Annotated in this window: 12 protein-coding genes; 5 read left to right on the top strand and 7 right to left on the bottom strand. The window is 61.3% G+C overall.

Features of this window, described 5'->3' with window-relative positions; all coding sequences use genetic code 11:
* Positions 1-73: 73 nt before the first annotated feature.
* From RBB32_RS11040 to coxB, 5 genes are all read right to left on the bottom strand, one after another.
* Positions 74-886: a cytochrome c oxidase subunit 3 gene (locus RBB32_RS11040; protein WP_306152764.1), complete on the bottom strand. Its 813-nt coding sequence runs from the start codon at positions 884-886 to the stop codon at positions 74-76.
* 25 nt (positions 887-911) lie between these two features.
* On the bottom strand, positions 912-1,499 hold the full coding sequence (locus RBB32_RS11035) for a cytochrome c oxidase assembly protein (RefSeq protein ID WP_306152763.1): 588 nt from the start codon (positions 1,497-1,499) through the stop codon (positions 912-914).
* Entirely contained in the window at positions 1,499-1,666 is a 168-nt protein-coding gene (locus tag RBB32_RS11030) for a hypothetical protein (RefSeq protein WP_294620476.1), read from the bottom strand. Before RBB32_RS11030 ends, RBB32_RS11035 begins: the two co-directional genes overlap by 1 nt.
* Before the next feature lies 1 nt (position 1,667).
* Positions 1,668-2,612, bottom strand: coding sequence for a heme o synthase (gene cyoE / locus RBB32_RS11025; protein WP_306152762.1), 945 nt, complete (start codon positions 2,610-2,612; stop codon positions 1,668-1,670).
* 78 nt (positions 2,613-2,690) lie between these two features.
* Entirely contained in the window at positions 2,691-3,545 is an 855-nt protein-coding gene (gene coxB, locus RBB32_RS11020; protein WP_306152761.1) for a cytochrome c oxidase subunit II, read from the bottom strand.
* Between the two features lie 190 nt (positions 3,546-3,735).
* Here coxB and tldD point away from each other — a divergent pair, with 190 nt between their 5' ends.
* Complete coding sequence (gene tldD, locus RBB32_RS11015; RefSeq protein WP_306152760.1) at positions 3,736-5,157, top strand: metalloprotease TldD; 1,422 nt, start codon at positions 3,736-3,738, stop codon at positions 5,155-5,157.
* A 239-nt stretch (positions 5,158-5,396) separates the two neighbouring features.
* On the top strand, positions 5,397-6,569 hold the full coding sequence (dprA, locus tag RBB32_RS11010; RefSeq protein WP_306152759.1) for a DNA-processing protein DprA: 1,173 nt from the start codon (positions 5,397-5,399) through the stop codon (positions 6,567-6,569).
* On the opposite strand, the gene RBB32_RS11005 is transcribed toward dprA, so the two are convergent.
* Positions 6,566-6,997, bottom strand: a complete 432-nt coding sequence (locus tag RBB32_RS11005; protein ID WP_306152758.1) for a hypothetical protein — start codon at positions 6,995-6,997, stop codon at positions 6,566-6,568. The two genes, dprA and RBB32_RS11005, sit on opposite strands and share 4 nt — an antisense overlap.
* Before the next feature lie 141 nt (positions 6,998-7,138).
* Here RBB32_RS11005 and topA point away from each other — a divergent pair, with 141 nt between their 5' ends.
* The 3 genes from topA (at position 7,139) to RBB32_RS10990 (ending at position 11,144) form a co-directional block, all read left to right on the top strand.
* Positions 7,139-9,700 (top strand): type I DNA topoisomerase, encoded by a 2,562-nt coding sequence (topA, locus tag RBB32_RS11000; RefSeq protein WP_306152757.1) that lies wholly within the window; start codon positions 7,139-7,141, stop codon positions 9,698-9,700.
* A gap of 118 nt (positions 9,701-9,818) precedes the next feature.
* The gene (locus RBB32_RS10995; protein WP_306152756.1) at positions 9,819-10,514 is read left to right on the top strand and encodes a CoA transferase subunit A; all 696 of its coding nucleotides are present in this window, start codon (positions 9,819-9,821) and stop codon (positions 10,512-10,514) included.
* 3 nt (positions 10,515-10,517) lie between these two features.
* Positions 10,518-11,144: a 3-oxoacid CoA-transferase subunit B gene (locus RBB32_RS10990; protein WP_306152755.1), complete on the top strand. Its 627-nt coding sequence runs from the start codon at positions 10,518-10,520 to the stop codon at positions 11,142-11,144.
* 52 nt (positions 11,145-11,196) lie between these two features.
* Here the strand turns inward: RBB32_RS10990 and RBB32_RS10985 are convergent, their stop codons facing one another.
* Positions 11,197-12,009: a lytic transglycosylase domain-containing protein gene (locus tag RBB32_RS10985; RefSeq protein WP_306152754.1), complete on the bottom strand. Its 813-nt coding sequence runs from the start codon at positions 12,007-12,009 to the stop codon at positions 11,197-11,199.
* Positions 12,010-12,098 lie beyond the last annotated feature (89 nt).

The raw sequence follows: 12,098 nt of genomic DNA, 5'->3' as shown, positions 1-12,098 counted from the left end.
CGCGCGATCCCTCGCGCGCTTTGCTTTTTGCCTCTTAGGGGCGGAAATGCAACCGCCGCTTTGAGATCGGGCCTTAGCTGCCCCAGATATAAACGGCAGCGAAGAGGAACAGCCACACCACGTCAACGAAGTGCCAGTACCACGCGGCGGCCTCGAAACCGATATGCTGTTCAGGGGTGAAATGCCCCTTCAGCATCCGCATCAGGCAGATGAACAGGAAAATCGTCCCGATGATCACGTGCGCGCCGTGGAAGCCCGTGGCCATGAAGAAGTTCGCGCCATAGATATTGCCCGAGAAGCCAAAGGCCGCATGGCTGTATTCGTAAGCCTGAAAGACGGTAAAGATTGCACCCAGACCAATGGCAAGGATCAAGCCCCACTTCATGTCGTTGCGGTTGTTTTCATGCACAAGGGCGTGGTGCGCCCAAGTGGCCGCCGCGCCTGAGCACAACAGGATCAGCGTGTTGATCAACGGCAGGTGCCAGGGGTCAAAGGTTTCGATCCCGGCAGGCGGCCAGACACCGTCCACCGCGGGGCTTTGCGGGCCCATCGGGTACATGGCGTGCTTGAAAAAGCTCCAGAACCAGGCCGCAAAGAACATCACCTCGGACATGATGAACATGATGAAGCCATAGCGCAGGCCGATCCGGACAACCGGGGTATGGTCGCCGGTTTCACCCTCGTGCACCACGTCTGACCACCAGCCAAACATGACGTACAGAACGCCGACAAAGCCGATCAGGAAAACCCAAGGCTGATTGTTGTCCACCTGCGGCGACATCCAAAGGACAGCGCCGAACAGCATGACGAACCCGGCCAGCGAGCCCAGCAAAGGCCAGATGGAGGGGGGCAGAATGTGATAGTCGTGGTTTTTCTCGTGTGCCATTGCGCGTGTTTTCCCTCGTGGCGTCTTAGTTCAGATTTTTATCGGTTTTGCTGCCCTGATCAAGAGCGGCCTGTTGTTCCTCCTGGGGCAGGTCGATCTGATAAAAAGTGTAGGACAGAGTGATCGTGTGCGTGTACTTGGCGTCCCGGTCGGTGACGATCTCGGGATCGACGTAGAAGGTCACAGGCATCTCGACCCGCTCACCGGGCTGCAGGACCTGTTGACTAAAGCAGAAACAGTCGATCTTGGTGAAAAAGCCGCCCGCCTCGAAGGGGGCCACGTTATAGCTGGCCTGCCCCGCGATCGGCTTGTCTGTCGGATTGTAGGCCTCGTAGAAGGCCAGCCCGGTTTCCCCGATGCGCAACTCGACCTCGCGTTGTAGCGGCTTGAATTCCCATGGGAATTCCCGCTCCTTGCTGGCGTCAAAACGCACCTTGATGGTTTTTTCCAGGATTTCGTCGCTGCCGGCCGTGGCGACACTGGTTTCGCCGCCAAATCCGGTGACCCGGCAGAACCAGTCATACAAAGGCACCGAGGCCCAGGCCAACGCCCCCATGGTCAGAACCACACCGACAAGGCGCACGACCGTCTTGGATTTGCTGTCCATCGCCATCAGTTCCCCTCCTGAGTCTGTTGCGATTGCATTTCGAAGCCGTCATCGGTCACCTTGGCAACCGTCAACAGGAACACCAGCACCACGAACCCTGCCAAGACAACGCCTAGCCCAAGGTTCCGGCTGAACCGGCGTTTGTGCATGTCATGCTGGCGCGACAGGGCCATCTTACCAGCCCCCCAGACCGAAGGGCATCAGCGCCGCCTCGAAGGCGATCGCGCCGAAATGCGCGAAAAGATAAAGCAGCGACAGCTTGAAAAACTTCTTCTCCACGGCATAGCCATCGGCCTCGGCAATGGCCTCGTCGCGCCGCCAGATGTCGATTGAACCTTTGACGAACAGCGCGTTCAAGACCACGGCGACGGCAAGGTAAAGCGGCCCACCGACACCGGTGAAACCGGTGCCGACCGCCAGAGCGGCCAGAAGGACCGTGTAGACGATAATATGCACGCGGGTTGCGCGGCGGCCATGGGTGACCGTCAGCATCGGAATCCCCGCCTCGTGGTAATCGCCTTTCATGAACAGCGCCAAGGCCCAGAAATGCGGCGGCGTCCACATGAAGATCAGGGTGAACATCAGCACAGATTCCACGCTGATGCTGCCGGTTGCAGCCGCCCAGCCGATCATCGGGGGGAAGGCCCCAGCGGCCCCGCCGATCACGATGTTCTGCGGCGTCCAGCGCTTCAGCCACATGGAATAGATCACCACGTAGAAGAAAATGGTAAAGGCCAGCAGCGCCCCGGCCAGCAGGTTGGTGGCCAGCGACAGCATCACCACGGCAAAACCCGACAGCGCGATGCCGATGGCAAAGGCCTCCCCTTCGGTCACCTTGCCCGCCGGAATGGGCCGCTTCTGGGTGCGTTTCATGATCCGGTCGATATCCGAATCCCACCACATGTTCAGGGCACCCGAGGCCCCTCCGCCCACGGCAATGAACAGGATCGCCACGAAGCCAATGATTGGATTGGTCGCAACCGGCGCGGCATAAAGCCCGACAAAGGCGGTGAATACCACAAGCGTCATCACCCGCGGCTTCAACAACGCGAAGTAATCGCCAAACTGCGCCTCATAGGGCGGCGTTTGCGTGGAAGTATTCAGACTTGCGTCGCTCATCATGCTCTCCGGTGGGGTGGCGCATCTGCGCCGCCTGGCGGTCGGTCATGGGCGCGCTTGAAACGCGCCCACCCTTGATCAATCGGCCGAAGCCACCTCAACCGTGTTCGGCAGGGTCGAAGGATCGCCGGCATACTCGTCGATCGCCCCGGTCAGCCACTGGTCATAGGCTTCTTCGCTGACCACTTTGACGGTGATCGGCATGAAGGCGTGGTCCTTGCCGCACAGTTCGCTGCACTGGCCGAAATAGATTCCTTCCTTCTCGGCGGCAAACCAAAGCTGCGCCAGACGGCCGGGAACGGCGTCTTGTTTCACACCGAAGGCCGGCATCGCCCAGCTGTGGATCACGTCAGACCCGGTGACATTCATCACCACGGTCTTGCCCACGGGCACGACGACAGCGGTGTCGGTGGCCAGCAGGTATTCCCCTTGGCTATAACCGTATTCTTCCAGCTCGTCGCGGGCCAGCATGAAGCTGTCGAAACCGAAATCGTGGTCGCTGTACTCATAGTTCCAGTACCACTTGTTGCCGGTCACCTTGATGGTCACGTCCGCCTCGGGGATTTCCTGCTGCTTGAACAGAACAGGAAGCGAGAAGGCGCCGATGAACACCAGCACAAGGATGGGCACCACGGTCCATGCCACTTCCAACGGCGAGTTGTGGGTAAAGGTTGCCGCATTCGGGTTGGACTTGCGGTTATACCGGAAGATCACGATCAACAGCAGCCCACAGACCAACAGCGTGATCGCGGTGATGATCACAAGGATCATCCCGTCCAGCCACTGCAAATCCCGCGCCAGTTCGGTCGCCGCCGGTTGGAAACCCGTGCCCCCTTCGGTCGGCTTGCCAATGATTTCAAGACCTTCCTGCGCATAAGCGGGAAGGGCTGCGAAGGCGGCCATTGCGGCCAGAAGGCTGGAAAGTCTACGCATTTTTCACCCTGATCGGTTGTAGCACTCTTGCTATATTCGCGGTTGGGTCCGTACCTAGGACGGAATCCCGTTGTTTCATCGCCGCTAGAAACCATATTCTGGGGCATCAGACAAGAAAGACCATTGCGGCAAACGGACGCTTTTTTGATTTAGATCAAACAAATTGCCGCACCTCAAGGAGCAGGACCAAATGACAGACAGCGCCTTTTGCCCTTTTGACACCTCGCTGGACCGCGAGTTGGCCCTGCGCAAGCTGAACGAGGCAACACAAGGTGCCGACGATGGGGAGCTTTTTCTCGAACGTCGCCGGTCCGAGGCCCTGGTCTTTGACGATGGCCGTGTGAAAACCGCCTCTTTTGATGCCGCCCAAGGCTTTGGCCTGCGCGCTGTGCGCGGCGACGTGGCGGGCTATGCCCATTCCTCGGAAATCTCGGAAGGCGCCCTGACCCGCGCCGTGGAAACCGCGCGGCTGGCCGTGGGCGATGGCGGCGGCACCATGGCCCCGCCCCCGCCGCGCACCAACACGCATCTTTATACCGATGCCGATCCCATCGCCGGGGCAGAGTTTCCGGTCAAGCTTCAAACCCTGCGCGAGATTGACGATTTCGCCCGGGGCCTTGACCCGCGCGTCGTGCAAGTCACCGCCACCATCGCCGCCTCGCATCAGGAGGTGGTGATCCTGCGGCCCGATGGCACCGACGTCACGGATACCCGCCCGATGACGCGCCTGAATGTCTCGGTCATCGTCGAACAGGACGGCCGCCGTGAAGCGGGCAACGCCGGGGGCGGCGGGCGCGTGGGCCTCGATGGCCTGGTCGACCCCGCCGATTGGCAGGCCAAGGCGCAGGAGGCACTGCGCGTGGCCCTTGTGAACCTGCGCGCCGAACCTGCGCCCGCGGGCGTGATGGATGTGGTTCTCGGCCCCGGCTGGCCCGGTATCCTGCTGCACGAGGCGATCGGGCATGGCCTTGAGGGCGATTTCAACCGCAAGGGCAGCTCTGCCTTTACCGGGCTCATGGGCCAACGCATCGCCGCCCCCGGGGTGACGGTTCTGGACGATGGCACCATCCCCGACCGGCGCGGCTCCATCACCGTGGATGACGAGGGCACGCCCTCGGGCAAGAATACCCTGATCGAGGACGGTATCTTGGTGGGCTACATGCAAGACCGGCAGAACGCCCGGTTGATGGGCGTCGCGCCCACCGGCAACGGCCGCCGCGAATCCTATGCCCACGCGCCCATGCCGCGCATGACCAATACCTATATGCTGGGCGGGGATACCGCGCCCGAAGATATCGTCGCTGATTTGAAAGACGGGATTTATGCCGTGGGCTTCGGTGGCGGGCAGGTGGACATCACCAACGGCAAATTCGTCTTCTCCTGCACCGAGGCCTACCGCGTGAAAAACGGCAAGGTCGGGGCGCCGGTGAAGGGTGCCACCCTGATTGGCGACGGGGCAACGGCGCTGCAACAAATCCGCGCGCTCGGCAACGACATGGCGCTTGATCCCGGCATGGGCAATTGCGGCAAACAAGGCCAATGGGTGCCCGTCGGCGTGGGCCAGCCCACTGTGATGATCGGCGGGCTGACCGTGGGCGGCTCGGCAGCCTGACGCCGATGCCTGCGCCCTCATGCGCGCCATCAACCACCCGCCCTGTTGACGTTTCGCCGCCTTGCGGGCCGCGATCGACAGGGCGGCAGCAATGAAAGCTGGGCATCTTCAAATAAATCACTGTGCCTTATCAGTGTTTTACATGAAATTGTCGAAAAATCCGTATCCTGGGTGGGTTTGATTTACCCACCGTTAACCGACCCCGTCCAATAGTGGCTTTGCAAGAAGGCGGAGTCACGATGACCGAGGATACACATCCTTCCACTCACCCCCCACTCCCACCCACCACGGAAGATGACCGGGTGTCGTGGCTTCGTCTCTTGCGATCTCGCCGTGTGGGTCCCTCTACCTTTCATCGCTTGATGAAAGAACACGGAACAGTACAGGCGGCCCTTGCCGCCTTGCCCGAGGTCGCCAAGGCCGCCGGTGTCGAGAATTACCAGATATGCCCGGAAGGCGTGGCGCGCGCCGAATTGAAGGCCGCCGCCCAAGCGGGTGCGCAGATGCTGTGCTTCGGGGATCCTCTCTATCCCCCTGAATTGGCTGAGATTCCTGATGCCCCCCCGATCCTTTGGACAATTGGCGACACAGAAATATTGCACCGCCCGCTGGTGGCCATGGTGGGCGCGCGCAACGCCTCGTCCTTGGGGCAACGCATGGCCAGGGGCCTTGCCGCCGACCTGTCGGCCAAGGGTTTTGTCGTGGTCTCCGGACTGGCCCGTGGCGTCGACACCGCCGCGCATACCGCGACGCTTGAGGCGGGCACCGTGGCCGTTCTGGCCGGGGGCGTCGACGTGATGTATCCCGCCGAGAATACCCGCCTGTCCGAAGATATCGCCAAGACCGGGCTGCGCCTGTCGGAACAGCCCATGGGCACGGTCCCGCAAGCGCGGCATTTTCCCCGTAGAAACAGGATTATAAGCGGCCTTTGCCGTGCCACCATCGTTGTCGAGGCCGCCGCCAAATCCGGTAGCTTGATCACCGCCCGCACCGCTTTGGACCAAGGACGCGAGGTGCTGGCCGTGCCGGGCCATCCTTTCGATGCGCGTGCCGCGGGCTGCAACATGCTGATCCGCGACGGCGCGCAACTGGTGCGCAACGCCGACGACGTGATCGAGGCGATTGGCCCGGTTCAGGGCGTGACGCAACCCGCTGAACACCAGACGGAAATGCCGCTTGACCCACCGCCACGCCCTGCGCCGCCCAAGCGGAGCCTGCAAGACACGGCGGCGCTGCATCAGCAAATCCTCGATCGCCTCGGCCCATCGCCCCTGGCCGAAGATCAATTGATCCGCGACCTAAAGGCCCCTGCCGCCAATATCTCCCCGGCACTGACCGATCTGGAACTGGATGGCCGCATCCGCCGCCATGCCGGCGGATTGCTAAGCCTTGCGGTTTCCAAGGCCGGTTAGCCGCCGCAAACCTCGGGAATAACGGCTTTATATTCGGGGCAAAGGGCCGGATCGGCATACCATACATCGGTCGCGCCGATGGCCCAATGCACCGCCACCCAGGTTTGACCCGACTTTCGGTAGAGCGCCTGCAGGCTGCTGCCATCCATGTACTCGGCATCCAACTGTCCGCGTGCCGCCCCCGGGGTTCGGGCAATGTCGATCGCGCGCCCGCCCGGGCGCTGCGCGTGAACGCTGGCAAACCCCACATCGCCGGACTGCCTCAGGCTATGCACCACGAACTCCACCGGGGCGCCCAGCATCCACTCCGCATGTGGGCGCAGGGCATCCATCATGGCACTGCGCATTTTTTTGCCGCGCTGCGGCTCTTCCCATGCCAGGGCCACTCCGGGCACCGCCACGGCCAATAAAACAAGCCAGTTTCGCATCGCCACTCCTCCTCTGTGCTCATAGTCTAGTCAGCCCCGCCCCCTGTGACAAACCGCCGAACCCCTGCGTTGACAATTCCCCTTGCCACCCCACATGGTCCGACGCCATAAGTCGCGCTCTATGAGTCGAAAGGAGTTTTCATGCCCGTTGTCGTTGTCGAATCCCCGGCCAAGGCCAAGACAATCAACAAGTATTTGGGATCCGACTACACGGTTCTGGCCTCCTATGGCCACGTCCGCGATCTGCCGCCCAAGGACGGATCGGTCGATACCGAGCATGATTTCGAGATGAAATGGGAGGTCGGGTACGACTCCCGCAAGCACGTCAAAGCCATCGCCGATGCCCTGAAAGACGACAACGCCCTGATCCTCGCAACCGACCCCGACCGCGAGGGCGAGGCCATCAGCTGGCACCTTGAAGAGGCCCTGCGCAAACGCCGCGCCATCAAGAAGGACACCCCCGTGTCCCGCGTGGTGTTCAACGCCATCACCAAGTCGGCGGTGACCGAGGCAATGCAAAACCCCCGCGAGGTCGATCGGGATCTGGTCGAGGCCTACCTCGCCCGCCGCGCGCTGGATTACCTTGTGGGCTTCAACCTCAGCCCCGTACTCTGGCGCAAGCTGCCCGGCGCCAAATCGGCGGGCCGGGTGCAATCGGTCTGCCTGCGCCTGATCGTCGAGCGCGAGATGGAAATCGAAGCCTTCAAGCCGCGCGAATACTGGTCGGTCAAGGCGCTTCTGGCCACCCCCCGCGGTCAGGAGTTCGAGGCCCGCCTGACGGTTCTGGCGGGCAAAAAGCTTGATAAATACGACATCGAGAACGAAACGCAGGCCGAACTGGCGGTGCAGGCGATCAATTCGCGTGACCTGAGCGTTGCCTCGGTCGAGGCCAAACCGACCAGTCGCAACCCCTCCCCGCCCTTCATGACATCGACCCTGCAACAAGAGGCCAGCCGCAAATTCGGCATGGGCGCGCGCCAAACCATGAGCGCCGCGCAACGCCTCTACGAGGCCGGCCTGATCACTTACATGCGGACCGACGGGATCGACATGGCCCCCGAGGCGGTGCATGCCGCGCGCGACGCCATCGCCGACCGTTACGGCAAGGAATATGTGCCCGGCTCGCCGCGCATGTATAAGAACAAGGCCAAGAACGCCCAAGAGGCGCACGAATGTATCCGCCCCACGGATATGAACCGCGACGCCAGCCAGATCAAAGTGACCGAACAGGATCAGCGCAAGCTTTACGACCTGATCTGGAAACGCACACTGGCCTGTCAAATGGAAGCCGCGCGCATGGAGCGCACAACGGTCGAGATCGCCAGCCAGGATGGGCAAGTCGGCCTGCGCGCCACCGGCCAGGTGGTGTTGTTTGACGGCTTCATGAAGGTTTACGAGGAAGGCCGCGACGACGCGGTTGTCGATGATGATGATCGTCGCCTGCCGCAAATCTCGGAAGGCGACAAGACCGACAAGCGCAAGGTCAGCCCCGAACAACACTTCACCCAACCGCCGCCGCGCTATACCGAGGCGACACTTGTCAAGAAGATGGAAGAACTGGGTATCGGGCGTCCCTCGACCTATGCCAGCATCGTCACCACGATTCAGGACCGCGAATACGTCCGCAAGGACAAGAACCGTCTGATCCCCGAGGACAAGGGCCGGATCGTCACGATCTTCTTGCTCAACTTCTTCCGCAAATACGTGGGATACGAGTTTACCGCCAACCTCGAAGACGAGCTTGATAAGGTCAGCGCGGGCGACGTGGATTATAAGCAAGTGCTGGCCCGTTTCTGGCGCGACTTCTCGGCGGCGATTGCCGAAACCTCGGAGTTGCGGATCACCGAGGTGCTGGACGTGCTGGACGAGGCCCTTGCCGATCAGCTTTATCCGCCACGTGAAGACGGTACTGACCCGCGGATTTGCCCCAAGTGCGGCAACGGTAAGCTGCACCTGAAAACCTCGCGCACCGGCGGCTTCGTGGGCTGTGGCAACTACCCTGAATGCACCTATACCCGCCCCATTGCGGGCGAAGGGGCCGATGGGGATGAGCGCCTTCTTGGCCATGATGACGAGGATGAGATTTGGCTCAAGGCCGGGCGTTTCGGCCCTTATGTGCAACGCGGCGAACCCACGCCGGAAAACAAGAAACCGCCGCGCGCCTCGCTGCCCAAGGCCAAGGGGGCTTTCCTGCCCGGCTGGTCGCCCGACGACATGACGCTTGAAAAGGCGCTGACGCTGCTGACCCTGCCGCGCCTGATTGGCGAACACCCCGACGGGGGCGAAGTGAAATCAAACCTTGGCCGCTTCGGGCCATATGTCATGCACCAAGGCCCCGAGGATGCGAAACCGGTCTATGTCAACCTCAAGGAATTCCAGGAGGTGTTCGAGATCGGCATGAACCGGGCGGTCGAACTTCTGGCCGAGAAACGCGCCAATCCCGGGCGCGGCGGGCGCGGTGCGGCGGCCAAACCGATCAAGGAACTGGGCGAGCATCCGGAATCCGGCGGCCCCGTCAACGTCATGGATGGCCGCTATGGCCCTTACGTGAAATGGGAGAAGGTGAACGCGACCCTGCCCAAGGAAACCGACCCGGCAGACGTGACCATGGAAATGGCCGTGAACCTGATCGCCGAAAAGGCCGCCAAGAAAGGCAAGGGCAAGAAAGCCCCCGCCAAGAAGAAAGCGGCGGCCAAGAAATAGCGCCGTACCATACGTAGTAACCCTATAACGCGCCCATCTTTGCGGTGGGCGCGTTGACTCTTGCCTGCCTTGCCCCGCATACCTTGTTTCGAACCGGTATTCCCAAGGAGGTATCCCCATGAAAAAGGTCTACGGCTCTGCTGCCGAGGCATTGGACGGGCTGCTGCGCGACGATATGCTGATCGCCGCGGGCGGCTTTGGCCTGTGCGGCATTCCCGAACTTCTGTTGCAGGCGATCAAGGACGCGGGCGTGCAAAACCTGACCTTCGCGTCGAACAACGCGGGCGTTGACGATTTCGGCATCGGCATTCTTCTGCAAACCCGTCAGGTCAAGAAAATGCTCAGTTCCTACGTGGGCGAGAACGACACCTTCATGCAACAATACCTCTCGGGCGAACTTGAGCTTGAGTTCAACCCCCAAGGCACGCTGGCCGAACGCATGCGCGCCGGTGGCGCCGGTATCCCCGGTTTCTACACCAAAACCGGCGTCGGCACCCAGATCGCCGAGGGCAAGGAACACAAGGATTTCGACGGCGAAACCTATATCCTTGAACGCGGCATCTTTGCCGACCTCAGCATCGTCAAGGCATGGAAGGCCGATACAACCGGCAACGCCATCTTCCGCAAGACCGCGCGCAATTTCAATCCGCCCGCCGCGATGTGCGGCAAGACCTGCGTGATGGAAGTCGAGGAAATCGTCGAACCCGGTGAGCTGGACCCCGATCACATCCACCTGCCGGGCATCTACGTGCACCGCCTGATCCAGGGCGAGCATGAGAAGCGCATCGAGAAACGCACGGTACGGGAGGGCTGAACCATGGCATGGGATCGCAATGAAATGGCCGCCCGCGCGGCACAGGAACTTGAGGACGGCACCTATGTGAACCTCGGGATCGGTATCCCGACGCTGGTGCCCAATTTCATCCCCGAAGGCGTGCATGTGACACTTCAATCGGAGAACGGCATGCTGGGTATGGGCCCCTTCCCGACCGACGATGCGGTCGACCCCGACCTCATCAACGCGGGCAAGCAAACCATCACCGAACTGCCTCATACCTCGTATTTCGACAGCGCCACCAGCTTTGGCATGATCCGTGGCGGCAAGATCGCCATGGCCATCCTTGGCGCGATGGAAGTCGCCGAAAACGGCGACCTGGCCAACTGGATGATTCCTGGCAAGCTGGTCAAGGGCATGGGCGGCGCGATGGACCTTGTGGCCGGTGTGCGCCGGGTTGTGGTGGTCATGGACCACACCAACAAGCACGGCGACAGCAAACTGCTCAAGGCATGCACCCTGCCCCTGACTGGCACCGGCGTTGTGAATCGCATCATCACCAACCTTGGTGTTCTCGATGTGGTCGAAGGCGGTTTGAAAATCGTCGAATGCGCCCCCGGCGTGTCCGAGGACGACCTGCGCGCCGCGACCGAGGCGACCGTGGTCTGAAACAGGGCCTATATATACTGTATCGCGGGCGGCACCTTTTGGGCCGCCCGTTTCAGTTGCTGGCGATGGTCAAAGCGCAGGCATCCGTAATCAAGACAGGCGGCGTTTTGCACAGCGCGCGCGCCACCTCGTAGGCGGCCAGAACCTTGGGAATGTAATCCCGGGTTTCGGCAAAGGGCGGCACGCCCTCGTGCGACTTCACGGCGTTTTCGCCCGCGTTATACCCGGCAAGGGCCAAAACCGGATCATTGCCGAACTCTTTCATCAACCAGTCCAGATAGGCCACACCGCCCTTGATGTTCTCAGCGGGGCTCAGGCTATCGTTGACACCGAAACGCTTTGCCGTGTCCGGCATCAACTGCATGAGGCCCTGTGCGCCCTTGTGACTGACTGCCGACGTCTTACCCGAAGACTCGACGGAAATCACCGCAAGCGCCAGGGCCGGGGACACGCGCGTGCCAAGGGTCGAGCGCAGGATATCCGGCCCATGGGCCTGCGCAATCTGTTGCACCGTCTGCAATCTGGGGGATTGGACCGCTTGACCGCCCGGTCCATCGCCAAGGCTTTGCATCGCCAATATCAGGCGCTCCGAGCCATTTACCGATCTCTCGGGCGATACTTTCGTCCAGAACCACGCATAATGGGCCAAGCTTGTCGTGGCATCCGGTGTCTTGTCTTGCTCCGCTGATTTCGGTGCCGGCGCGGCGTCGGGTTCGATTTGAACATTGATCCGTTTTGACGCCCCCTTTTGCGGCGGCTTGCCCATTTTGAAGGTAAACTCCGGAAACGGCGGCGGATCGCCTGCAAATACGGGAATCGGAGTGCACAAAAGTGCTCCGATAGACAATATCGGTAAAAATCGCATCTTGGGCCTGCTCTGCCTCGGTTCTTTAGCGATCAGTATGGCAAAAGTCGCTTTTCAAAGCCAGCTTTGTTGGAAAAACGGAAACACGG

The sequence above is a fragment of the Roseovarius sp. MMSF_3281 genome (assembly GCF_030733685.1).
Lineage (GTDB): Bacteria > Pseudomonadota > Alphaproteobacteria > Rhodobacterales > Rhodobacteraceae > Roseovarius.
The sequence above is the reverse complement of the archived record's forward strand: the minus strand, read 5'-3'. Positions and strand labels throughout refer to the sequence as shown.

Coding starts and splice junctions, on each gene's coding strand:
- RBB32_RS11040 (WP_306152764.1), bottom strand. CDS start 886: ATGGCACACGAGAAAAACCACGACTATCACATTCTGCCCCCCTCCATC.
- RBB32_RS11035 (WP_306152763.1), bottom strand. CDS start 1,499: ATGGCGATGGACAGCAAATCCAAGACGGTCGTGCGCCTTGTCGGTGTG.
- RBB32_RS11030 (WP_294620476.1), bottom strand. CDS start 1,666: ATGGCCCTGTCGCGCCAGCATGACATGCACAAACGCCGGTTCAGCCGG.
- cyoE (WP_306152762.1), bottom strand. CDS start 2,612: ATGAGCGACGCAAGTCTGAATACTTCCACGCAAACGCCGCCCTATGAG.
- coxB (WP_306152761.1), bottom strand. CDS start 3,545: ATGCGTAGACTTTCCAGCCTTCTGGCCGCAATGGCCGCCTTCGCAGCC.
- tldD (WP_306152760.1), top strand. CDS start 3,736: ATGACAGACAGCGCCTTTTGCCCTTTTGACACCTCGCTGGACCGCGAG.
- dprA (WP_306152759.1), top strand. CDS start 5,397: ATGACCGAGGATACACATCCTTCCACTCACCCCCCACTCCCACCCACC.
- RBB32_RS11005 (WP_306152758.1), bottom strand. CDS start 6,997: ATGCGAAACTGGCTTGTTTTATTGGCCGTGGCGGTGCCCGGAGTGGCC.
- topA (WP_306152757.1), top strand. CDS start 7,139: ATGCCCGTTGTCGTTGTCGAATCCCCGGCCAAGGCCAAGACAATCAAC.
- RBB32_RS10995 (WP_306152756.1), top strand. CDS start 9,819: ATGAAAAAGGTCTACGGCTCTGCTGCCGAGGCATTGGACGGGCTGCTG.
- RBB32_RS10990 (WP_306152755.1), top strand. CDS start 10,518: ATGGCATGGGATCGCAATGAAATGGCCGCCCGCGCGGCACAGGAACTT.
- RBB32_RS10985 (WP_306152754.1), bottom strand. CDS start 12,009: ATGCGATTTTTACCGATATTGTCTATCGGAGCACTTTTGTGCACTCCG.